The following is a 24,041-nucleotide window of genomic DNA, read 5'->3' as shown; positions in this document are numbered from 1 at the left end:
GTTTCTATTCTTCTTGATCTGCCGCGCTTTTCTCTGCGCAGACAGGCGGTTTGCTTTTTCCGGCAGGAATTTCTGCCGTCTGCTTCCGATTATAGCAGATTCCCGCGCGGGATGCAAACCGCCTTTGCAGATATTTCGTTATTCTTCTGTCATCTTCAGAAATTCCTCTTCTGAGATCACCGGCACGCCGAGTTCGCGCGCTTTCCGGTTTTTGGAGGAACTGGATGTCGTGTCGTTGTTGATCAGATAGCTCGTCTTTCCCGTTACACTTCCGGTGGCTTTTCCGCCGAGCTCCTCGATTCTTGCCTTTAATGCATTCCGGTTCGGGAAATGTTCCACACTTCCGGTGATGACGAAGGTAAGACCGGCTAATTTCTGTTCTTCCTGGCTTGCCTGCGGCTTCTCAATCGTCAGATACGACAGAAGGCGCTCAAGGCGTTCTTTATTTTCCTCATCCGCAAAGTAATCCACGATGCTTTTTGCAATCACTTCTCCGACACCGTCGATCTGCGCGAAATCCTCCGCCGATGCATTCCGGATCCGGTCGAGATCGAAATCGAAGGCTTTGCAGATCATTCTCGCGTTTGCAAGACCGATATTTAAGATGCCAAGTCCGAAAATCAGACGGGGCAGCGTTGTGTTTTTCGCGCGCTCGATGCTGTCGATCAGATTCTGGTATGATTTTTCACCGAAACCGTCCATCTCCACAATCTCGTCGCGGTAGCGGTCGAGACGGAAAATATCGGCAAACTCACGGATGAAGCCGTGGCCCACGAATTTTTCGAGCGTTGCCTCCGACATGCCGTCGATGTTCATCGCGTCGCGGCTTACAAACAGGGTGAATGCCTTCATGAATTTTGCCGGGCACTCCGGATTCGTACAGTAGAGGGTCTCGACATTGTTCATCATCTGAATCCGGGTGGCACCGCCGCAGGCAGGACACGTTTCCGGAATATCGCGCACACCGCTTCTCGTCAGATTCTCTGAGATCTGTGGAATGATCATGTTTGCTTTGTAGACAAGGATTTTATCACCCACACCGAGATCCAGCGAACGCATGATACTGATGTTGTGGACGCTTGCGCGGGAAACCGAAGTTCCTTCCAGCTCGACCGGCTCAAAAACCGCAACCGGATTGATGAGACCGGTTCTCGACGGGCTCCACTCAATTTCAAGCAGAGTGGTCTCCTTCTGTTCATCCGCCCATTTGAAGGCGAAAGCGTTCCGCGGGAATTTCGCGGTTGTGCCGAGTGATTCTCCGTAGGCGATATCGTCATACAACGTGACAAGGCCATCGGACGGGAAATCGTTTGTCTCGATTTTCGTGGAGAAATATTGCATCGCCTCGTCGAGGTTATCTTTGGTGACAACCTTGTATTCCACCACCTCGAAGCCCTGCTCTTTCAGCCACTCCATCTGACGGATTCTGGAATTTTCGAAATCCTGTTCCGGAGCGCTCACAAGCGCAAATGCCATAAAATGAACGTGGCGTTTTGCCGTAATCTCATTGTTCAGCTGGCGCACAGAACCGCTGCAGAGGTTCCTCGGATTCTTGTATTTCGCATCGACATCCTCAATCTCCTCGTTGATCTTCTCAAAATCGGAATAGCGGATGATCGCCTCGCCGCGCAGAACCAGCTCTCCCTGGTACGGGATTTTTAAGGGAATATTTTCAAACACTTTTGCATTGTTCGTGACAACCTCTCCGATCACGCCGTTTCCACGGGTGACGGCCTTTGCGAGGGTACCGCCGCGGTACGTCAGAACGACGGTCAGACCGTCCATCTTCCAGGATAGCAGCGTTTTGTGATCCCCGATGAAGCTGCGGAGCACTTCCACATCTTTCGTTTTATCAAGGGAAAGCATCGGCGACTCGTGCGCTTCTTTCGGCAGTTCGTCCATCGCCTCGTAGCCGACTTTTGTGGTCGGGCTTCCGGCGAGTGTTACGCCTGTTTTTTCCTCTAATACCTGCAGTTCGTCATACAGCGTGTCGTACTCCAGGTTGCTCATGATCTCCCGGTCTTCCTGGTAATAGGCTTTTGCCGCTTCGTTCAGCTTTTTGACCAGTTCCTTCATCCGTTCTGTCTCGTTCATCGCTTTTCCTCCCCGATCTGCTTTTTCAGTTCTGCTAATTCTTTTTCCGTTAAAGGGCGGTACTCCCCTGTTTTCAGGTCTTTCAAGTGAATATTCATGATCCGCACACGTTTCAGCTTTGTGACACGATATCCTAATGCTTCGCACATCCGCCGGATCTGACGGTTCAGCCCTTGCGTCAGAATAATCGTAAAGCTGCGCTCTCCCGTTTTCTGGATCCGGCACGAGCGCGTCACGGTATCGAGAATCGGCACGCCGGATGCCATTTCTTTCAGAAATTCCGGTGTAATCTCTTTGTTTACCTCGACCTGGTATTCTTTTTCGTGGCGGTTTCTGGCACGCATGATACCGTTTACGATCGCACCGTCGTTCGTCATCAGAAGGAGGCCTTCGGAATCTTTATCGAGTCTTCCCACCGGGTAAATCCGCACCGGGTAGGACAGATAATCGATGACGTTGTTTTTCTCCCGTTTTTCCGCAGTACAGACGATGCCGCGCGGTTTGTTGAAGGCGAGATAGACTTTTTTCTCCTCCGGGACAACGGTTTTGCCTTTCACGACAACAACGTCGCCAGACTCCACCTGCATGCCGGTTTCCGCGCGTTTTCCGTTTACCGTAATCTCGCCCGCTTCTGTCAGACGGTCCGCCTCCCGCCGCGAGCAGACGCCCGCATCACTTAAGTATTTGTTTAAGCGCATGGTTTTATCCTTCCAAAAAAGCAGTTTCATAAAAACCAGAAACTGCTTTTTTTGTTTTGTATTATTCTATTGTTCCTACTGAATGCTCTCTACATATACTCTCAGGGAAGCATCTGCATCGAGTGCATTCCGATAATCGTTCTGAACCTGTTCGATCAGATTTTTGACTTCTTCGTTTTCGAGCGCCGCTTTCATAGCCTCGGTTACGGCCGCATCGCTGTCAGTATCATCCATGATTTTCAGGCCGCCGTCTTCTGTCGTGTAGAGATAATACTCCGAAAGCATCGGCAGGGTCTGGTTGATTCCCAGATATTTGCATCTGCTGCTGACAAACGCGATGTACGTTCCGTCGCTTGGACCGCTGATCGTGTAGACCTTTACATCTCCGTATGACTCCACATCGCTTTCTGCCTCAATCTGCGCCTGCTCCTCCGCGGTCAGATTATCTGTTACTGCAAAAAGACCGTTGATATCCCTTGCACCGAGCGCGGTGTAATACTGCTCCAGCACGGTGCTTACTTCCGGGACATTGTCCGTGGCAAAGGAGACAGCCGTATTATCGGTATTCTCTGTATTACTGGTATCGTCTGCCGCTTCCGGCTCACTTGTCGGCTCAGCCTCTGCATCCGGCGCGCTGGCAGTATCGGTACTGGAAGCATCTGCACTGGAATCATTCGCGGAATCCGAAACGTCCGATGAAATGCCTGTGCTGTCCTCAGAATCTGCTTTGCTGTCTGCTTTTACCTGTGTCTTTTTATCCGGCACATTGTTTCCGGTGCTGCTGCTTGTTACGGTTCCGCCGCTCGATTTTCCATCGTTTTTTGGTGACACCAGATGAACGATGAGAAGAACCGCTGCCACAATCAGGAGAATTGCTCCGATCAGAAGCATGTAGCGCAGATTATCGGAAATCCATTCCCGGATTTTATCTTTTGTTGTCATTGGTTTTGCCATATTTTTCCTCCTTCATCAAAACTGATCCGCCGGATCAGTTATTGATATGCTCAGCAAGCAAAAAAACCTCTACTTCACACCGAAGCAGGGGCTTTCCTTATCCTGCGCCGGTCCTGCCCGCCGCAGCATGCCATGTAGCAAAAACGCGTCTGGAGGGATTCGAACCCCCGACACACGGTACCGGAAACCGTTGCTCTATCCCCTGAGCTACAGACGCTGATGTGATCTGTTTTCTCAACCACACTATGATAGTTTACCACAGACTCCTGCAATTGTAAAGTATTTTTCCCACCCAGCCGCCCATTTTTTTCTTAAATTATTCGCAGACTATTCTGCCACACAGCTTACGTTTCTTCCTCACACAGCGTCAGTTCCCCGCTTTCCCGGTGGTAATAATAAACGTGATCCGACAGAATCTCCTGCGGCTTGACCGTCTTTTCATTCACGTCCCGTACCATGTCGGAAAGACACTCCTCTGGGAACACATCATAATCTGGAATCACCATGCACTCATGGATACTGCTCGGAATCACATAAAGACTTGCCTCAAAGCGCTGCGAAAGACTCTCCAGCACGCCGGGATAGCACATGCAGATTGCACCCAGCTTTCCTCTGCGGTTGCTGACCAGGTAAAACTGTTCCGCCAGCGGACCAAGCTCGAACAGGGGAAATGTTACTCCGTACTCCTCTTTCAAATACACCATAAGGCTGTCTGTGCGCACCGGCAGATCCCGCAGGGTGTTCTCCCAGGCACGGGCATCCAGCTCCTCCGCCGAAATTCCCCACAGCTCCCGGTGCGTCTCGTGGATCAGAATTGTCGCATCCGGCACGCGGTTTCCCCGCATCTGGTAATAGTACACGACCGCGAGATCGAGAAATTTTCTGTGCGGAACTTCGGAGAGCAGCGTACGGTTTTTCTCCGCATGAATGAGCTCGCAGTAGATCTGCGGCGCAGCATTTTTCCAGTTGGTAAAAAAGGCAGCTTTCTCCGGTCTTCTCGCCTCCGCTTCCACTTTCCGGTACTGCTCCAGTACCTTTTCTGCAATCTGAGAAAGCGGCACGCCCTGCAGACAGCATTCATACAGAAGCTCCACGTAGATCGTCGGTGCAATCCAGTCCTTCTTTCTGCTGATGACAAACGCCTCTTTTTCGATACCGTTCAGCTTCTGCACCGATTCTATCTTCACCTCAAAATCATCGCCGGCTTTTCTTTTCAGCAGCGCGGCAAGCTGCTCTTTGAACATCTGATAGTCCATTTTTTCCCACCTTTCCTGTTTGATTGCCTTTTGTATTTTTGCTTTACGGAACAAAAAAAGCTCCGAAAAACACAACTTAAAAACCTCTGTACAGATCTGTATATGCCAGAGATTCGTTGGTTCGCGGAACTTCGAACGATGAGAAAAACGGGCCCGGACTGCTTCCGACAGCCTTTATCAGCCATTTTTCAGACGAATATTCTATTTATTTAGAAAACCGTGTCCGCCACAAAGAAAGTTGTGACGGACAACGGCGGGAACAGTCTTACTTATACACGGGACAGATATTCACCTGTTCTGGTATCAATTTTGATTTTGTCTCCCTGGTTTACGAACAGCGGAACGCTTACGGTAGCACCAGTCTCAACGGTAGCCGGTTTGGAAGCACCCTGTGCGGTATCTCCCTTGAAGCCTGGCTCAGTCTCGGTGATCTCAAGCTCTACAAACAGAGGCGGTTCGATTGCGAATACATTTCCGTTGTAGGAACATACTTTAACCATTTCGTTTTCTTTTACAAATTTCAGAGCATCTCCGATGGTCTCTTCGTTCAGAGCGATCTGCTCATAGTTTTCTACGTTCATGAAGTAGAATAAATCACCATCGCTGTACAGATACTGCATGTCTACACGCTCGATACGAGCCTGCGGGAATTTCTCAGTCGGACGGAAGGTACGCTCTACCACACCACCGTTGATGACATTTTTTAATTTTGTTCTTACGAATGCAGCTCCTTTACCAGGTTTTACATGCTGAAATTCAAGAATCTGAACGACCTGACCATCGATCTCGAGGGTAACGCCGTTTCTAAAATCTCCTGCTGAAATCATTCTGATTTTTCCTCCTTAACATAGTACGATGCGCCAAATGCGCACCATAGGCTTATCTTATAATATAATATTTTTCCCGATTTTTCAACTGTTTTTTTTCGTAATCCTGCCGCGGGCCAGATCACGCTCATAAAAGAACAGTACAATGTGCTCCAGATACCGTTTCAGAACGATCTGAATTTCCTCTTTCGGATTGATCGGCTCGGTCAGAATATTGTAAAGTCCGGTCCGTTTTGCACCGTACACATCGGTGAAAAGCTGATCCCCGACAAAGACCGCCTGCTCCTCTTTGATCCCCATTCTCCGGCATGCCTCCTGGTAGTTTTTCACCGAAGGCTTGTGCGCATTTTCGATATAGATAGAACCGACCGCATCGGCAAACGGAGCCACACGCGGTTTCTGATTGTTGGAAAGCAGACAGGTGGAAAAACCAGTCTCCCGAAGAGACGCAAAGAACGCAGCCGCCTCCTTCGTTGCCGGCGCACCGTGCGGAACAAGCGTATTATCGATATCAAAAATCACGCCCCGGTATCCTTTCCGGTACAGATCCGCGTAATCGATCGTATAGGCACTTTTTTCTCTCCGGTCCGGGTAAAACATCCGCATCAGTATAGTTCCCCGGTTCTTCTGGTTTTTTCCACTCATCTTCTTTCTCCAATCCTCTTTTCGTTTATACAGTAACTTTATTCTTCTTTCAGAAACTCCTGCAGAGCCTCAAAATTTGCTTTCATCTGGTCATAGCCGTGCTGGTAAAATTCCCGCAGCTTCTCCTCGTCCTTTTCGAGACGCGATACCGCCGGTATCTCCGGGCGGATCACAAAGACGGAGCCTTCTTCTTCCCATTTTTCGATGCATTCGAGTACCTGGTTATAATGTTTCGCGCGGTTTACAAGCGCACGCACGAGATTCGGGTATTTGCGGAATGCCGCCACATACAGCTCCCAGCCTCTCGTTCCCTCTTTTTTGCGGTAACCGAAATTCCGTGTCAGAATAATGACATTTTTTCGGTGTCCCGTCTTTAAGGAACGGATAATCGGGATCGAATCGGCAACACCGCCGTCGACGTACTCGTTTCCGTCGATCTCCACCATCGGGCAGGCGATCGGCATGCTCGATGATGCACGGCCAATTGCAAGCAGACGTTCTTTATTTTCGCGGTCATCCAGATATTCCGCGCGTCCCGTCTCACAGTTTGTCACAACCAGCTCACACGTCTGCGGCGATGCAAAATACGTATCAAAATCAAATGGAAAAATCTCATACGGATACCGTTCGAACACCATATCCATGTCGAGCAGTGCTTTTTTCTCAACGATTGTCTTGATATTCTTATTGACGTAGCGGTTTTTCTCATCCGTGACAATCATACAGTCCCTCGTTCTGCCAATCTGGCGCGATACATAGTCCAGCGCATTGCAGGCTCCGGCGGAAACGCCGATCACATGAGGGATATAATACTCCTGCTCCATCAGAAAGTCCAGCGCTCCTGCTGTAAAGACGCCGCGATTGGCCCCTCCTTCCAATATGACTGCTCCGGATTTTGTTATGCTGTAATTTTTTGTCTCATTCATTCTCCTGCACTCTCCTATTTTTCACAATGACACATTACTTCCTGCACAGAGCAATGCCGGAGCAGATCGGAAAATCCCGACACGCTCCGGCCCTTCTGCCTGTTTTATCTGTTTTCCAGCGGAACATAGTCCACTTCATCTTTGACACTCTTGTACGCCGGGCGGATGATCTTGTCGGTGTTGATCAGTTCCTCCATCCGGTGTGCACTCCAGCCGACGATACGCGCGCAGGCGAACATCGGGGTGTAGAGCTCCAGCGGAAGATCCAGCATGCTGTAAACGAAGCCGCTGTAGAAGTCGACGTTTGCGGATACACCTTTGTAAATATGGCGCTCCTCGCCGATGATCTTCGGAGCCAGTTCCTCGACCATAGCGTACAGCCGGTAATCTTTCTCTCTGTGTTTTTCTTTTGCCAGCTGCTCAACGAAGGTCTTGAAGATGCGCGCACGCGGGTCGGAAATGGAGTAAACCGCATGGCCCATACCGTAAATCAGACCTTTCTGGTCGAACGCCTCTTTGTGCAGCAGCTTTCTTAAGTAATTCGATACTTCTTCCTCATCCGTCCAGTCTTTGACGTGTGACTTCATATCGTCGAACATCCGCACAACCTTGATGTTTGCACCGCCGTGCTTCGGTCCCTTTAAGGAGCCGAGCGCCGCTGCAATTGCGGAGTACGTATCGGTTCCGGAAGAAGAAACAACATGTGTTGTAAAGGTTGAGTTGTTACCGCCGCCGTGCTCCATGTGGAGGACGAGGGCAAGATCGAGGATCTTCGCCTCCAGCGGGGTGTATTTCTGATCCGGGCGGAGCATCAGCAGAATGTTTTCTGCGGTGGAAAGCTTCTTCGACGGATTGTGGATATATAAACTTTTTCCCTTGATATAATGGTTGTACGCCTGATAGCCATAGACGGACAGCATCGGGAAAACAGAAATCAGGTTAATGCACTGGCGAAGCACATTCGGAAGGGAGGTATCATCTGCGTGGTTGTCGTACGCGTACAGGGTCAGAACGCTTCGGGACAGAGTGTTCATCATGTCCTTGGTCGGCGCTTTCATAACAACGTCACGCACAAAGTTCTTCGGCAGGGACTGCTGCTGTTTTAAAATCGTCTTAAAATGCTTAAGCTGCTCTTCATTCGGCAGATTTCCAAACAGGAGCAGATAAGCGACTTCTTCAAATCCCATACGGTTTTCACTCAAAAATCCCTGGGTCAGTTTTTCCACGTTGATGCCGCGGTAGTACAGACGTCCGTCACACGGTGTTTTGACGCCGTCAATGATATCCGAAGACACAACGTTTGAAATCTGTGTCAGTCCCGCAAGGACGCCAACGCCGTTGACATCGCGCAGTCCGCGTTTTACATCGTATTGCCCATACAGCGAAACATCCATTTTGGAGTTATCCAGACAGATGTTTGTCAGTTCCTCTATTTCCGGTGTTACTTTCATGCTAAAAGCCATATGCATTCCCCTTTCTCTTCTCTTTTTTTACTCACTTTCGCTCATTATAGCATTAAACCAAGGGATTCGTATACTGAAATTTTTATAAACATTCGAAAAATTTTCGTAAGATTTTGTCTCACAAAAGGTATCAGGCTTCTGTTTTACATGCATCGAAGGCTTGATCCAGTGCGTCCAGGAAATCTCCCATCACGTAATACAGCGTCTCAAACCGCAGATAATCGAGGACGTTTTCATCCCACATAAACTTCAGCACCGGCGGGAATTCCTCATCGGACTCCCAGAACTGGAAGACGAGCGGCAGAAACGGAAAGACATGAAAAACAAAAGCAGCGTCTCCCGGGAAATATGGTTTTCCGCCAAGGGAAACGCATGCTTTTTTCAGCTGTTCCACATGCCCGTCATACCGTGCGGCGCGGCTGTCGTGAACGCCGGACGCAATCGTGCGGCCTTTGATCGTTCCCTTTAAGGAATTGGTACGCGCATACGTGCCGGCGAGCACAATCTCCTTCTTTCCGCAGCAGAGCAGGTCGAAAATCGTCAGCGTCTCATTGAAACTGCCCTGATGTACATGAAGAAAATGGTCTTTTGATCCCTCTACAACGCCGGTATGGCGGTTCACTCTCCATTCTTCAAAAAGATACGGCACATAGAAATAATCGCCATCAAACGCAAAGCCATACTTTCCTTCGATCTCCTTCTGATCGTATGTCAGAAAACGTTCCTGCATCTGATCACGCATTTTAATATAGTTCGACACTTCCATTTTTTTGCCTCCCGCTATTTGTCGAGCATCTTTTTCAGCTCGTCCATGAACGTGTTGACGTCCTTGAACTCACGGTAAATCGACGCAAAGCGGACGTACGCCACCTGATCCAGGTCTTTTAAGTAATGCATGACCTTCTCTCCGATCACAGAGCTTGGAATCTCGCGTTCCTCGCCGTTGAAAAGCTCCGTCTCCACCTTGTTGACCATCTCGTTGATCTTCTCGGCGGACACCGGCCGTTTGTGGCAGGCGCGCAGGATACCGGTCTCGATTTTCGAGCGGTCATACTGCTCGCGGTTCATATCTTTTTTGATGACGATCAAAGGGATCGTCTCCACTTTTTCGTATGTCGTAAAGCGTCTGCCGCAGACATCGCACATCCGGCGGCGGCGGATCGCATTGCTGTCTTCAATCGGGCGTGAATCCACAACCCGGGTATTATCCTGATTACAAAATGGACATCTCATATCTTTCGTCCTCGTTTCTAAATAAGTATTTCGGAAAGTTTTCTACTTTTACAGTATACGCATTTTTCCGTGAAATTCAAGTCAACTGCAGCAACATTTTCGCATATGTTTTTCCATAGGAATCAGTAAAAAGGAGCACCGCATGCGCGTTGTAGATCTCCGCCAGAAAGAAGTTATCAATATCTGCACCTGCAAAACGCTCGGCTGTCCGATTGATGTGGAATTCAATCCAAAAACGGGACATCTTACCGGACTCGTTCTTCCGGGTCCTGTGAAATTCTGCGGCTTTTTCTGCCACGGCGAGGATTTTGTGATCCCATGGGACCGCATCTGCCAGATCGGCAGCGATATCATTCTTGTCGAAATTCCGGAAAAAGAGAAAAAACAGCCCTGATCAACGGATATGAAAACCGAATTCCGATTCCAGCGGAATCTTCGTCCATTTTGCATCCGTGATTTCGATGTAGCTGGAGGTGCGGATCCTTTTGATCATCTCCGTGATCGTCTCCTCATCACCCTGCACCTCCATCTCCACCGTCTCATCCCAGCAGTTTCTCACCCAGCCGGTCAGTCCGAGCTGGTAGGCAGCATAATACGCCCGATAACGGAACCCCACGCCCTGCACCTGGCCGTAGAAAATCACATGGTACCGGATTTCTTCTTTTTCGTCTCTTCTGTCTCGTTTCTCTGTCTCGTTCATATTTCTCTGCCTCCCAACAGTCATTGCCTAAAATTCGTCTGCCGTCGCACAGTACAGCGGAAGCGGGAACCAGTCGGATGGAATGTTCTTCCAGATTTCAGATGGAACCTTGCTTCCCTTACTTGCCAGCGGTGAAAGAAGCAGTTCCTGCGCCTGCTCCCGGTTGAGTACATCTGCCCCCGGATGGGCTTCCCGTGTCACGGTCACAGTTCCATCTTTTACCGTCACGGTCAGCGGCTGTCCCTCCAGTACGGCGAACCACGTTCCATCGCTGATGCCCATCGTCTCTGCTTTCATGGTCAGCATTGCCTCGATGACGTCTGCAAATTGGAAAATACGGTACATCGCGGAACCGCAGCGCTCTTTTGTGAAGCTTTCGCAGACTTCCGATAACGCTGCTGCTTTTCCGGTCTCATACACCGGAATGGAAATGAAAAGAGAGTCAAGCGCATTTTCTTTTAAATAAGCGGCAAGTGCAGGAACGAAATCCTGTTCCTCCAACACTTCTGCTTCCACAACCTGGTTTCCGCCGCAAAGTGCCAGATATCCGATCCGCTCACCGTTTTTCCAGATTGCAATTGCCTGCTCGCCGAACGTTTTCAGGCAGGCTTTCACATCCTCTCTTACCACGTAAAGCGGTTTTTCCTCATTCAGCTTCTTTGCAAAGGCTGCCGCCTCTTCGTCCGCTTCGCCGTTTTCCGGAAACAGCGGCGCAAAGGTGTAAGCGGAGAGTTCCCCGTTTTTCCAGGTATGGCGCACATTTGCCACATCCAGGTAAAACGTGTATTTTTCACTTCCCGGCGTAAAGCCAAAGTAGGCATACCGCTGTCTCTGGCCGTCCAGTGCCAGAAGATCACACGTTCCTTCCAGATCCGTAATCCAATCGCCAAGAAGACGCTTCATGTGGCCTTCGCCCCTTGCCTTTGGATGCACGGAAACGCTTCCCACATATCCTGCGCGGAGCAGCTTACCCCCTGCTGCCATTTGCTGCGGAAGCACCGCAATCTCGGCCCGGAGTCTGCCGTTTTCCGCAACAGCGACGCGGTGGATCCGTGCCATTTCCGGTCCTGCCTGATAAACCCTTGGAATTAACTGCTCAAAGTCGTGCGGACGGTGTGCCATGCTGAACACGTAGTTTGCAAGTTCGATGCAGTCCTCCCACTCTTCCGGCTTTGCAAGTCTGTACTCTGTCATAATGAAAAAACCTCCTGATCCTAAAAACCCTTTTGTTTTTGCTCTTCTTTTTCTCTATCCTAACGGATTTTTGTCCTTTTGTCACGAAAATTCCGAACAAATTGCAATATTTTTGCTATATCTGGTAAAAAAAAGAAACGCGCCCGGAAATTTTCATTCCAGGCGCGTTTCCCTTTTCTCAATGTTTCCTGTTTTACTGGATTCCTTTTACGGTGTAATCCTGTGCCTCTACGGCTGTTTTCAGCACATCGTCTGATACCGGAGCTGTCAGTGTTACAACGGCTGTTCCTTTTTCATGGCTTACTTCTGCGGATGCAACACCCTCGATTGCCTCAAGTGTTTTCTTCACTCTTGCCTCGCAGTGGCCGCACATCATGCCCTCGATTGTCATGGTTTTTACCATTCCCTGTTCTGTTGTCATGTTCAGATCCTCCTTTGGAATTTCGTTTTTGATTCTTTTATCTTTTGACGCGTCGTGCATCCGAAACAGATTCAGACGCAGGGCGTTTGTCACAACGCAGAAGCTCGAAAGGCTCATCGCCGCCGCACCGAACATCGGGTTCAGCTTCCAGCCGAACAGCGGGATCCATACGCCCGCAGCCAGCGGAATACCGATGATATTGTAAATGAAGGCCCAGAACAAATTCTCGTGAATGTTCCTGAGGGTCGCACGGCTTAAGCGGATCGCTGCCGGTACATCGGAGAGGCGGCTCTTCATCAGGACAACGTCTGCCGCATCGATCGCGATATCGGTTCCTGCTCCGATGGCAATACCGATATCCGCACTGGTCAGAGCCGGTGCATCGTTGATGCCGTCTCCTACCATCGCTACTTTTCCTTTTTCTTTCAGGCGGCTGATGACCGCTTCTTTTCCATCCGGCAGAACGCCTGCGATGACTTCGTCCACACCTGCCTGTGCGCCGATGGCACGCGCGGTGCGCTCATTGTCTCCGGTCAGCATCACGACACGGATTCCCATATTCTGCAGTTCTTTCACCGCACGCGGGCTGTCCTCTTTGATGACATCCGCAACCGCGATCATACCGAGCATCTTTCCGTCTTCACTGAAGAACAGCGGTGTCTTTCCTTCTTCGGAAAGTTTTGCTGCCTGCTCTTCCATCTGTTTCGAGAGAAACGCTTTTTTCGTAATCAGTGCGCGGTTGCCTCCGCAGAGCTCTTTTCCGTTCCGTTTTGCCACAAGGCCGTTTCCAGGAAGCGCAGAGAAATCACTGACTTCTTCGCGGGCCAGGCCTTTTTCCTCTGCAAGTGCAAGAATCGCACGGGCCAGCGGATGCTCACTTTTCTGCTCCAGTGCAAAGGCACCTTTTAAAAGCTCCTCCTCACTTACACCGTCCGCCGGGACAAGATCGGTTACCTGCGGCTCTCCGCTTGTGATGGTTCCAGTCTTATCGAGTGCAACGATCTGTGTTTTTCCTGTCTTCTCGAGAGAAACTGCGGTTTTGAACATCGTTCCGTGTTTTGCTCCCATTCCGTTTCCGACCATGATCGCAACCGGTGTTGCAAGACCGAGCGCACACGGGCAGCTGATAACGAGAACGGAAATACCTCTTGCAAGAGCAAAGCCGACGCTCTCTCCTGCAAACAGCCAGATCACAATCGTAGCAAGTGCAATGCAGATAACGGCCGGCACAAAAATACCGGAAACTTTATCGGCCACTTTGGCGATCGGCGCTTTTGTCGCTGCCGCATCGCTGACCATCTGAATGATCTGGGAGAGTGTTGTGTCTTCTCCGACTCTCGTCGCCTCACAGGTCAGGAAACCGGACTGGTTTAAGGTCGCCGCCGATACGCGGTCGCCGGCCTCTTTATCCACCGGAATACTCTCGCCAGTCAGCGCGGATTCGTTGACGGCACTCGTTCCCTCCAGGACAACGCCGTCCACCGGAATATTTTCGCCCGGGCGGACGATGAAATGATCGCCCTTTTTCACCTGATCAATGCCGACTTCCACTTCTTTTCCGTCTCTTAAGAGAACGGCGGTCTTCGGAGCCAGCTTCATCAGACTCTTTAACGCATCGGTCGTTTTTCCTTTGGAAATCGACTCCAGCATTTTTCCGACGGTAATCAGGGTCAGAATCATGGCTGCGGACTCGAAGTAAAATTCATGCATATAGCTCATGACTGCATCCATGTCCCCCTGTACCTGCGCTCCCGTCATGGCAAACAGGGCGTAGACGCTGTATACAAACGATGCGGTAGAACCAAGCGCTACCAGCGTGTCCATGTTCGGTGCTTTATGCCAGAGGCTCTTGAAACCGCTGATAAAGAATTTCTGGTTGATGACCATGACCGCAATGGTAAGCAGGAGCTGTACAAGTCCCATTGCGATGTGGTTTCCTTCAAAGAATTTCGGCAGCGGCCATCCCCACATCATATGGCCCATGGAGAAATACATGAGCGGAATCAAAAGAAGAACGGAGCTCACCAGACGGCGTTTCATGACCGGTGTTTCCTTGTCTTTCAGCATCTCTTCGTATTCTGCTGTGGAAGCCGACTGTGATGTGCTTCCCTTCTCGCCTTTTTTCGACGCACCGTAGCCTGCATTTTCCACGGCGGCAATAATCTCTGCCGGGGAGGCCGTTCCCTCCACGCCCATGGAATTTGTCAGAAGGCTGACTGCGCAGGATGTGACACCGGGTACCTTTGACACGGCTTTTTCGACACGGCTCTGGCAGGCGGCGCAGCTCATACCGGTTACATTGTACTGTTCCATCGTATGTCTTCCTTTCTGTAGTTCTGGATTTTCTTTTTCATATACCCCAATAGGGTATCTTATTTTCTTCTACACTATATACCCTGTCTGGGTATTTTGCAAGTGTTTTTTCAAAAAATTTCCACTTCTCTTCTGCCATCCCCCGCACAATCCGGCCGGACCATCCTCAGAAATCCCTTGACAACCCGGCGCATGTATTTTATATTGAAGCAATCATGGATGATTTTTTCTTCTTCATCCTTCGGAGGTTTTTATGATTACATATGATTATTATCGCATTTTTTACTTCGTAGCACAATATCACAGCTTTACAAAAGCCGCGGAAATTCTGAAAAACAACCAGCCCAACATCACACGGTGCATGAACAATCTGGAAAGTGAGCTTGGCTGCAAACTTTTTATCCGTTCCCACCAGGGTGTCACACTGACAGCGGAGGGCGAAAAGGTGTATGAGCGTGTGGCCGTTGCCTACGAACAGCTCCGCACGGTTGAGGAGGAGCTGGCTCTTGAGCGGTCTCTTGAGAGCGGCCTTATCACAATCGGTGCGAGCGAGACGGCACTTCGTCTGATGCTGCTCTCCCGCCTGGAGCACTTCCACACCCGCTATCCGCACGTCCGCCTGCGCATCTCCAACCACTCGACGCCGCAGGCCATCCAGGCGCTCGAAAACGGTCTGGTCGACTTCGCAGTCGTCACAAGCCCGGTGGAAATCCGCAAACCGCTGCACAAGATCCCGATTTTCCCATTCCAGGAAATTCTGATCGGCGGATCGAAATATGCATCCCTTTCCGCAGAGCCGCATCATCTCGGCGAATTGTCAGAATATCCTTTTATCTCGCTTGCCAAAGACACCGGCACGCGGGAGCTGTACGCCGAGTACTTTCTGAATCACAGCCTCGCCTTCCACCCCGATATGGAGGCGGCGACGACGGATCAGATTCTTCCTATGGTCGAGTATAACCTCGGCATCGGATTTTATCCGGAGGAGCTGGCACGCGATGCCTTAAAGAGCCGTACCGTCTGTCGGATTCCGCTCATCGAGGAGGCCCCCAAACGTGAAATCTGTCTTATCATCAACCCGCGGCAGCACCAGAACGCGGCGGCAAAAGAGCTGATCGAGGAGCTTCTGGAACGCGTATAAGATTTTATGAACTTTTGTTTGAAACAGAAAAAGACCCTGTCTACCGGCGGACGGAACATCGCTGCTCCATCCTTCCCGTATACAGGGTCTCTTTTTTATTTATGCCTGCTGTCCGGCAATCTGCTCTTTTTTATGCGGCATGGCAAATACCATCGCCGTGTAGGAAAGCATTGCGCCTGTGATGTAGAAGAACATCAGAAATCCGCTCCGGTTCAGCACAGCGATGCGGACAATTCCAATCCAGAAACCGACGTTGGACGCCAGGGAGAACACACGCGCAAACATCATGTTTTTCTCCTCACCCTTTGCCAGGCGGACGATCAGCAGCAGCATGGCCGCTGAAAAGAATAGTGTCATACAGCACTCCAGAAATACTTCCATTTTTTCAGCCTTCTTTCTTCACTCTCTCTTATTTCTCAGCGGTACTTTTCCAGTGACATCAGAAGGAAGCTCACCAGAAGAAGTCCGCAGGAAATCCAGATTACATGGATTCCATACAGCATGGAGAACACGCCTCCGATTCCGGCGCCGATGGCGAAAGCCAGAATCACGCCGAAATAGTATCCGGCCTGACGGAGCTGTTCTTTTTTCTTATCCCGCATATACATAGACAGCGCTGCGGTTCCGCTTCGCAGGTTTCCGATGCACATGGTGCTTGCATACGAATAACCGCCGACCTTGCGGAAGGTCTGTACCTGAATCGCGCACGCAAACGATACAAGCATCGCCGCGAGCATATTATAAGAAGACGGAATAAATCCGACGATCGCAAGGATCACAATTTCCGCCGCGAGAAGTACCTGCCGCCAGTGCAGCCTCTTTGCATACCGGTAATGCTCCTGGAAATTTTCTGCCAGAAATACACCCATCGCAAAAAAGAGGATCGGGAAGAGATACCGAAGACCTGCCGTAAAGTTTCCTTCCAGAAAGTTCTGGCTCATCAGCACAACGTTTCCCGTCTGGGCATTTGAGAATACTTCATCTCTGCAATTGTACGTGTAGGCATCCTGAAAACCGCCGGACAGCGCCAGAAACATACTGTTGATAAATGCTTCCGACATCTGATTTTCCGAGAGCAGGCGTCCTACAAGGCTTGCTTTCTTTTCCATAAATTTTCCCTTTCTTTCAACAGACGGCCCGGCTTTTTGGTGCCTGCCGTTTTGCTTCCCTTATTATAACCGCCCGCTTTTTGAGATGGAAAAACGGATATCGTATTATGCTCATATATTTTTCATATGACTATATTGATTTAAAATCATTTTAATATGATACACCGTAAAAAAAGGAGAAATTTTGTCACTTTGCACAAACAAAATTTCTCCCTTTTTGTAAATTGTCTTTATTGTTCTAAAATTTTCTTACTTTCTTCCTCTCTGTTTCTCACTCTGCTCGCGGTGGTACTGCAGCGTGTAGAGCTGGTAATATCTTCCCTGCGCTGTTAAAAGCTCCTGATGCGTTCCATGCTCCACGATTTTTCCGTGGGACAGTACGATAATCTCATCCGCATGCTGGATCGTCGAAAGACGGTGCGCTACGATCAGCATCGTTCCGATGTTCTTCATCTTTTCCATGGAATCCTGGATCAGAAGCTCGGTTTCGGTGTCGATGTTCGCCGTCGCCTCGTCAAGGATCATGACCGAAGGCTTATGGATGATGGTACGCGCAAACGAGAGAAGCTGGCGCTGTCCGGCGGAGAAGTTGTTTCCTCTCTCCCGCACCGGCTCGTCGAGGCCGTAATCCAGCTTGTTGATAAACTGGTCAGCATTCACGTAATGGCAGACGTCCATGATCTCTTCATCGGAAATCCCCTCCTCGCGGAGAATAATGTTGCTACGGATCGTTCCCGAGAACAGGAAGACATCCTGCAGCATCTGGCCGAATTTTTTCCGCAGGGAATCGATCTTGATCTTTCGGATGTCGATGCCGTCGATCAGAATCTCACCCTTCTGGAACTCGTAGTTCCGGCAGATCAGGGAAAGAATCGTCGATTTTCCGGAACCGGTGGAACCCACAAATGCGATTGTCTCTTTCGGGTTGACGTGGAATGAAACGCCTTTTAACACCCACTCGCCCGGGATATAGGAAAACCATACGTCGCGGAACTCAATTTCGCCCCTGATGTCGGTAAGCTCGATCGCATCCGGCGCATCCTGCATTTTTGGCTCGAGATCCAGAATCGAGAATACTTTCTCGGCGGATGCAAATGCGGACTGCAGCCAGTTGAACTGCTCCGCCAGGTTCTGGATCGGGTTGAAGAATTTTGAAATATACATGTAAAAGCTGACGATCATACCGCTGGTAAGCGTCTGGCCGAGGAACGACGTTCCCTCCAGATAGCCCTTGCCGCCTAAATACAAAAGGCAGAGCACGGAGCTGATATACAGCATGTAGACGAGCGGACGGAAAATACCAAACACGAAAATCTGCTCCTGCTGTGCGCGGCCGAGTGCGTTGCTCTTGTCGGTAAACTCGCGCATCTTGGCATCCTCGCGATTGAAGATCTGTGTGATTTTCATACCGGAAAGGTTCTCCGACAGATACGTGTTGATGTCCGTAGTACAGTCTTTTACTTTCCGGTGTGCTCTTCGCGAGAATTTGCGGAAAATAATCGAGAACAGCATGATAAACGGCACGAAGCAGAGCACCATCAGCGTCAGCTCATAGTTCAGAAACAGCATCGCAATCAGAATACCGATGATCACGAAGAAGTTCTTCAGAAGATTGACCAGAAGGTTGGTGAACATCAGCGAAATCGCGTTCGTATCGTTTGTCGTTCTCGTGACAAGCTTTCCGACCGGAATCTCATTTAACTGCTCGTGGGAAAGGCGCTCGATGTGGACGAACAGATCCTCCCTCATATTGGAAATAATTTTCTGACCCGTCTTCTGCAGAATCACGGCCTGGAAATACGTGCACGCCATCGAGACAAGAAGGATTGCCGCATAGCCCGCTACCCACAGAAACAGGGCATTCAGCGCGAATTTTCCAACGACGAGCTCCTCAATTTTGCCGACGATCAGCGGCGAAATGATATCGTACGCGATCGAAAACAGCATCAGAAAACCAACAACGATAAACTGGCGGTAAAACGGCTTTGCGTAATCCATCAGACGCTGCATGATTTCACTGTCTTTCATGTTCCGCTCAAAGCCGGTTTCTTTTTCTCCATCTTTCACTACAAACGCGGCCACAATCAGCAGGGTGGAAATCACGCCGATGATCGCGCCGACCCAGAGAATCGGATAATAATTGTGCATTTCTACTCCTCCCCCGCTTCCTCTTCAAGTTTCTGCAGATCGACCATCTTGCGGTACGCCGTGCAGGTCCGGTACAGATCCTCGTGTTTTCCGACTGCATGGACTTCTCCGTCCTCGACGAACACGATCTTGTCCATCTGCTCCACCGTTGAAATCCGGTGTGCGATCAGAATTGTCGTCAGTCCCTCACGTTTTTTGAGATTGTCGAGAATCGTGCGCTCTGTTTTGGTATCGACCGCAGAGACGGAATCGTCGAGAATCAGAATCGGTGCGTGTTTCATCAGCGCACGCGCAATCGAGATTCGCTGCTTCTGTCCGCCGGAAACCGTCACACCGCGCTCGCCAAGAACGGTGCGGTAGCCCTCTTTGAACTCTGCGATATTGTCATGGACATCGGACATCATCGCCGCATCCTCAATGGCCTCCTGGTTTTCGTCATCAAAGGCGAAGGAAATATTGCCGGAAATCGTGTCGGAGAACAGGAAGTTGTCCTGCGGCACGTAGGCACAGCCCTCACGCACGGAGTGAATGGAAACGGTGTTGACATCGTGGTCATCAATAAACAGCATTCCGTCCGGCACGTTGTAGGTGCGGAGCAGCAGATCGACGATGGTCGTTTTTCCGGAACCGGTCTTTCCGACGATGCCGACACTCTCGCCCGGCTCAATGGTAAACGATACGTTTTTCAGCACATCGTACTCCCCGTCCGGATAGCGGAAGGTCAGATTGCGGAACTCGATTTTTCCATGGATGAACGGCAGATCCTGCACACCGCCGCGGTCCTTCACATCGACTTTTGCGTCAAGCAGTTCCGTAATACGATTTAAGGACGCTTTTCCACGGGATGTCTTCTCAATCAGCATGGAGACCGCCATGATCGGCCATACAACGGCCGAGAAATAGCCGATATACTCGACAAGCTGGCCGGCGTCGAAGCTTCCGCAGTAAACGAGATAGCCGCCGTAGCCTAAGATTACGCAGATGACGGACTCGACGAACAGCGTTACCATAATGTTCAGCAGTGTGGAAATTTTGGTATATTCTACGTTGATGTCCTCGTTCTCGCGGTTCAGTCTGCGGAACATCATCAGCTCTTTCGTCTCTTTGACGAATGCTTTGATGACAGCAAGACCGGAATAGTTTTCCTGCGCGAAATCGGACAGCTCGGAAAAGGCCGCCTGGCGCTCTTCCCACTTTTTCATCAGGTATTTGCCGAGCGTTGTGCCGGCGGCCATCAGAAATGCCATCGGGATCATGGAAAGGCCGGTCAGGAAGTGGTTCATGCGCCACATTTTGATCACGGCAAGCAGGCCTAAAAACAGCGCATCGCAGAACATCAGAATACCGTCGCCGAAGCACTCCTGCACGGTATCGAGATCGTTCGTGTAAAGACTCATCAGGTTTCCGACTTTGTTGACCTGATAATACTCCTGGGACAGCTCCTTGCTGTGCGCGAACATGCAGGTACGAAGATCGGTCACCACGCGGATCGCGGAGCCGAAAAAGCAGACTCGCCACAGGAAACGGCCGACTACCATGACGATAATGGTAATAATCATGGGCCGGCAGACCTGATCCAGCAGAAATTCCATATCAAACACCGCCGCCTGGCCGTTGACCAGAACAGGGTCGCCGTTCATGCCGTTGATGACCATGCGGTACAGCTCCGGTATGAAAAGCTGGAAATAATCTACGAGAATCAGCGCTGCAAGACCGAGAATCAGAATGGGCGCATTCTTCAGGTAGTATTTGTTAATGTACTTTCCAAATATCATATATTTTCTCCCTCTTTTTGTTTTTGCCATTGTCTGCTATGATCTTTCTGACCATAACAGTCCTTCCCTTTTCCAAAGCGTTTTCGCCCCGGAATGCCTCCTTTCTTCTCCTGCATTTCACAGCTCCGATGCAATTTTAACAGAGATAAACAGAAGGAACTGGACTTTGAAAAATCCAATTCCTTCTGTTCCAATTCACATTCCTGCTCCAAAAGCGTTCCGCTTCTTCTTTGCAGGACACCGTTGTCCTGTGAATGTTTGTTCTATTTTTTAGTATACGGTTCTTTTTCTCTCCCGTCAAGCATTTCACGCGTTTTTCTGTTTTCTTTTTTATTTTTTGCCGTTTTCCGCTTTTTTTGCGCAAAATCTGCGCATTCCGGTTAAAACAGCCAAAAGAAGAAAAAGGCTGACGCCAAGTGTGATCCACCACGTTCTGGTCACGGCTGCAATCAGATATCCCACCAGGCAGACACACGCCGTAACGGCCGCATACTGCATCTGCGTCGATACGTGGTTCAGATGGTTGCTCTGCGCACCCGCACTTGACATAACCGTCGTATCCGAGATCGGCGAAATATGGTCACCGCAGACCGCCCCTGCCAGGACGGCGGATACCGAGATAATCATCATCTCCAGATTTGTTCCGGCGGCGAACATGCCCGTTGCAATCGGCACAAGAATCGCGAACGTTCCCCAGGAGGTTCCCGTCGAAAAGGAAAGGAACACCGCCACGGCGAACAGCACCACCGGGATAAAAATACTTGCGGATGCATGGTCTCCCACGACGCTTCCGACAAACTGGGCCAGGCCCATCGCATCACCGACGCCTTTTAAGGTCCACGCAAAGACGAGAATCGTAACCGCCGGAACCATCAGCTTGAAGCCCTCGGACAGGCTGTCCATAAAGCTCTTGAAGGTGATGACCTTCCGCGGCAGATACAGCGCCATCATAAACAGGATCGTCACGACGGAGGCAAAAATCAGACTCGTCTCTGCATCACATCCTGCGAACGCGGAAATCACATTGTCCGCGCCGCCGAGGAAGCCAGTGTAAACCATCGCTCCAATCGCTGATACAATCAGCACGGCAACTGGGAGCACGAGGTCGATGACTTTTCCGTTCGGATTGACCTCCTGCTCGGAAACCTGCTCAAACTCCTCGCCTCCGGTCGTGAAAAGATCACCTTTGGCGGCATTATCCTCGTGGAGCTTCATCTGACCAAAATCAAAGCCGGTGTAGCAGATGTAAAAGACCATCGCAATTGTAAGGATCGCATACAGGTTATACGGAATTGTCCGCAGAAACAGCTGGAATCCACTGATTCCCGCATCCGCCGGCACATACGAGTTGACGGCTGCCGCCCAGCTTGAGATCGGCGCGATAATACAGATCGGCGCTGCGGTGGAGTCGATGATGTATGCGAGTTTCGCGCGGGAAACCTTGTGGCTGTCCGTGACCGGGCGCATGACAGAGCCGACTGTCAGACAGTTGAAATAGTCATCCACAAAAATCAGAACACCAAGCCCCATCGTTGCCAGAAGCGCACTCCGCTTCGTTTTGATCTTCGTCCCCGCCCATTTTCCATACGCCGCCGAGCCGCCGGATTTCGCCATCAGCACGACAACCATGCCAAGCAGGATATCGAAGATCAGAATGTTGATGTTCATGCTGTTCCGTAAAATTTCAAAGAAGCTTGTGAACGCATCCCACGGATGGAAGCCGGTGTACAAAAGGACACCGACTGCCGATCCGATGAACAGGGAACTGTAAACTTCTTTTGTGACAAATGCAAGCAGAATTGCAAGCAGCGGCGGGACGAGTGCCCACCAGGTTCCGATAAACATTGAACCATTCATGTCGTCTGTTTTCCCTTTCTGCTGTTAAGTTCGTTTACACTTCCGGCGTCACAATTTTTCCAGCTACTGCACATGCTGCCGCTGTCTTTGGAGATGCCAGATAAATTTCAACTTTAGAAGTACCCATTCTTCCAAGAAAGTTTCGGTTGTTCGTTGCTACAACACGCTCGCCGTCAGAGAGGATTCCGCCCGCTCTTCCGCAGCACAGGCCGCATCCCGGATGTGTAATCATGGCGCCTGCCTCTGCCAGTGTATCGAGAATGCCCATTTTGCTTGCCTGCAGATAAATCTTGCGGCTTGCCGGTGTTACGATCAGTTTTACGTAGTCGGCTACTTTTTTGCCTTTTAAAACCTCGGCTGCCGCCTGCAGATCCTCGAGACGGCCGTTCGTACAGGAACCGATGAAGACCTGATCGATCGGGGTTCCCTCGAGAACGCTGGTATCACGGATCTTGTCTACCTGGGACGGGCATGCCATAACCGGCACAAAATCCTCGGCGCGGTAGGTGATGGTGCACAGATATTTTGCATCCTCATCGCCTTTTAAGCTCTTCTGATAGTCATTGAGTTCGATCTCGCAGTATTCTGCGGTCTTCTCATCCGGGGTAAAAAGTGCACATTTGGCACCTGCCTCGATCGCCATGTTGGCAATCGTCATACGGCTTGCCACGGTCATATTTTCTACGGTGCTTCCTGAGAACTCCAGTGCGCGGTACGTTGCGCCGTCTGCACCGAGGTCACCGATCAGACGCAGGATAATGTCTTTTGACATCACATTTTTCGGCAGCTCGCCTTCGATGACAACTTTGATCGTCTCCGGCACTTTGATCCACATCGTACCCGTTCCAAGGATGCTCGCCATCTCTGTGTAGCCGATTCCGGAAGAGAATGCACCGACACAGCCGTATGTCGTCGTGTGGCTGTCGGTTCCGAAAACAACGTCGCCCGGTTTTACGTAACCTGCCTCTGTCATTAACTGATGGCAGATTCCGTCGCTTCTGTGTACGTTTTTCATGCCATATTTCTTTGCAAATTCATCGCCTTTGTGGAAATGTCTCGTATCGTCCACCTGGCTTGTCGGAACGAGGTGGTCGTAGATCAGAACGACTTTATCCGGGTCCCACAGTTTGGTAAAGCCCATCTCCTCGAATTTATCGCCGACAAACGGGATGAAGATATCATGAATCATGACTCTGTCCACGTTGACCGTCACAATGTCGCCCGGTTTTACGTCTTTTCCGGTGTTGTGGCGGATGATTTTTTCAATTACTGTATTGCCCATCGTTT

21 protein-coding genes and 1 tRNA gene are annotated in these 24,041 nt (G+C 50.3%); 2 read left to right on the top strand and 20 right to left on the bottom strand.

Annotation, left to right across the window (positions count from 1 at the left end; genetic code table 11):
• Positions 1–138 precede the first annotated feature (138 nt).
• The 11 genes from ligA to nrdR all read right to left on the bottom strand — a co-directional run bounded on the left by ligA (position 139) and on the right by nrdR (position 10,096).
• Complete coding sequence (gene ligA, locus PGS38_RS00310) at positions 139–2,094, bottom strand: NAD-dependent DNA ligase LigA (protein ID WP_117804012.1); 1,956 nt, start codon at positions 2,092–2,094, stop codon at positions 139–141.
• Positions 2,091–2,792, bottom strand: a complete 702-nt coding sequence (locus PGS38_RS00305; RefSeq protein WP_117509172.1) for a pseudouridine synthase — start codon at positions 2,790–2,792, stop codon at positions 2,091–2,093. Before PGS38_RS00305 ends, ligA begins: the two co-directional genes overlap by 4 nt.
• Before the next feature lie 75 nt (positions 2,793–2,867).
• Positions 2,868–3,746, bottom strand: a complete 879-nt coding sequence (locus tag PGS38_RS00300) for a hypothetical protein (RefSeq protein WP_117509117.1) — start codon at positions 3,744–3,746, stop codon at positions 2,868–2,870.
• Between the two features lie 144 nt (positions 3,747–3,890).
• A tRNA-Arg gene (locus tag PGS38_RS00295) sits at positions 3,891–3,963 on the bottom strand.
• A gap of 127 nt (positions 3,964–4,090) precedes the next feature.
• Positions 4,091–5,002 (bottom strand): DUF5688 family protein, encoded by a 912-nt coding sequence (locus tag PGS38_RS00290; RefSeq protein WP_118666314.1) that lies wholly within the window; start codon positions 5,000–5,002, stop codon positions 4,091–4,093.
• 269 nt (positions 5,003–5,271) lie between these two features.
• The gene (gene efp / locus PGS38_RS00285; protein ID WP_022462517.1) at positions 5,272–5,829 is read right to left on the bottom strand and encodes an elongation factor P; all 558 of its coding nucleotides are present in this window, start codon (positions 5,827–5,829) and stop codon (positions 5,272–5,274) included.
• An 84-nt stretch (positions 5,830–5,913) separates the two neighbouring features.
• On the bottom strand, positions 5,914–6,438 hold the full coding sequence (locus PGS38_RS00280; RefSeq protein WP_117509173.1) for a YqeG family HAD IIIA-type phosphatase: 525 nt from the start codon (positions 6,436–6,438) through the stop codon (positions 5,914–5,916).
• Positions 6,439–6,512: 74 nt separating this feature from the next.
• Entirely contained in the window at positions 6,513–7,400 is an 888-nt protein-coding gene (locus PGS38_RS00275; RefSeq protein ID WP_055218274.1) for a patatin-like phospholipase family protein, read from the bottom strand.
• Positions 7,401–7,504: 104 nt separating this feature from the next.
• Positions 7,505–8,863: a citrate/2-methylcitrate synthase gene (locus PGS38_RS00270; RefSeq protein ID WP_117509174.1), complete on the bottom strand. Its 1,359-nt coding sequence runs from the start codon at positions 8,861–8,863 to the stop codon at positions 7,505–7,507.
• A gap of 130 nt (positions 8,864–8,993) precedes the next feature.
• Complete coding sequence (locus PGS38_RS00265) at positions 8,994–9,629, bottom strand: DUF3786 domain-containing protein (RefSeq protein WP_117509119.1); 636 nt, start codon at positions 9,627–9,629, stop codon at positions 8,994–8,996.
• Positions 9,630–9,643: 14 nt separating this feature from the next.
• A complete protein-coding gene (nrdR, locus tag PGS38_RS00260) occupies positions 9,644–10,096 on the bottom strand; it encodes a transcriptional regulator NrdR (RefSeq protein ID WP_022462512.1) in 453 nt (150 codons plus the stop codon).
• Between the two features lie 142 nt (positions 10,097–10,238).
• On the opposite strand from nrdR, the gene PGS38_RS00255 reads away from it, so the two are divergent.
• Positions 10,239–10,490: a YlmC/YmxH family sporulation protein gene (locus PGS38_RS00255; RefSeq protein ID WP_055267066.1), complete on the top strand. Its 252-nt coding sequence runs from the start codon at positions 10,239–10,241 to the stop codon at positions 10,488–10,490.
• On the opposite strand, the gene PGS38_RS00250 is transcribed toward PGS38_RS00255, so the two are convergent.
• The 3 genes from PGS38_RS00250 to PGS38_RS00240 all read right to left on the bottom strand — a co-directional run bounded on the left by PGS38_RS00250 (position 10,491) and on the right by PGS38_RS00240 (position 14,724).
• Complete coding sequence (locus PGS38_RS00250) at positions 10,491–10,796, bottom strand: acylphosphatase (protein ID WP_055218278.1); 306 nt, start codon at positions 10,794–10,796, stop codon at positions 10,491–10,493. It lies immediately after the preceding gene.
• Positions 10,797–10,823: 27 nt separating this feature from the next.
• Complete coding sequence (locus tag PGS38_RS00245) at positions 10,824–11,990, bottom strand: GNAT family N-acetyltransferase (RefSeq protein WP_055267068.1); 1,167 nt, start codon at positions 11,988–11,990, stop codon at positions 10,824–10,826.
• A gap of 193 nt (positions 11,991–12,183) precedes the next feature.
• Complete coding sequence (locus PGS38_RS00240; protein WP_055267070.1) at positions 12,184–14,724, bottom strand: heavy metal translocating P-type ATPase; 2,541 nt, start codon at positions 14,722–14,724, stop codon at positions 12,184–12,186.
• 253 nt (positions 14,725–14,977) lie between these two features.
• On the opposite strand from PGS38_RS00240, the gene PGS38_RS00235 reads away from it, so the two are divergent.
• Positions 14,978–15,865, top strand: coding sequence for a LysR family transcriptional regulator (locus PGS38_RS00235; protein ID WP_055267072.1), 888 nt, complete (start codon positions 14,978–14,980; stop codon positions 15,863–15,865).
• A gap of 99 nt (positions 15,866–15,964) precedes the next feature.
• On the opposite strand, the gene PGS38_RS00230 is transcribed toward PGS38_RS00235, so the two are convergent.
• The 6 genes from PGS38_RS00230 to PGS38_RS00205 form a co-directional block, all read right to left on the bottom strand.
• Positions 15,965–16,246 (bottom strand): hypothetical protein, encoded by a 282-nt coding sequence (locus PGS38_RS00230; protein WP_022462506.1) that lies wholly within the window; start codon positions 16,244–16,246, stop codon positions 15,965–15,967.
• Positions 16,247–16,281: 35 nt separating this feature from the next.
• Complete coding sequence (locus tag PGS38_RS00225) at positions 16,282–16,974, bottom strand: YoaK family protein (protein WP_242991102.1); 693 nt, start codon at positions 16,972–16,974, stop codon at positions 16,282–16,284.
• A 249-nt stretch (positions 16,975–17,223) separates the two neighbouring features.
• On the bottom strand, positions 17,224–19,122 hold the full coding sequence (locus tag PGS38_RS00220; protein ID WP_117509123.1) for an ABC transporter ATP-binding protein: 1,899 nt from the start codon (positions 19,120–19,122) through the stop codon (positions 17,224–17,226).
• Positions 19,123–19,124: 2 nt separating this feature from the next.
• Positions 19,125–20,897, bottom strand: a complete 1,773-nt coding sequence (locus tag PGS38_RS00215) for an ABC transporter ATP-binding protein (protein WP_158554957.1) — start codon at positions 20,895–20,897, stop codon at positions 19,125–19,127.
• A 330-nt stretch (positions 20,898–21,227) separates the two neighbouring features.
• Positions 21,228–22,754, bottom strand: a complete 1,527-nt coding sequence (locus PGS38_RS00210) for a Na+/H+ antiporter NhaC family protein (RefSeq protein WP_117509125.1) — start codon at positions 22,752–22,754, stop codon at positions 21,228–21,230.
• A gap of 34 nt (positions 22,755–22,788) precedes the next feature.
• The gene (locus PGS38_RS00205; protein WP_117509126.1) at positions 22,789–24,036 is read right to left on the bottom strand and encodes a 3-isopropylmalate dehydratase large subunit; all 1,248 of its coding nucleotides are present in this window, start codon (positions 24,034–24,036) and stop codon (positions 22,789–22,791) included.
• Positions 24,037–24,041 lie beyond the last annotated feature (5 nt).

It is taken from the genome of Fusicatenibacter saccharivorans, assembly GCF_027667425.1.
Classification (GTDB): domain Bacteria; phylum Bacillota; class Clostridia; order Lachnospirales; family Lachnospiraceae; genus Fusicatenibacter; species Fusicatenibacter saccharivorans.
This window is presented reverse-complemented; position numbering and strand designations above follow the sequence as displayed.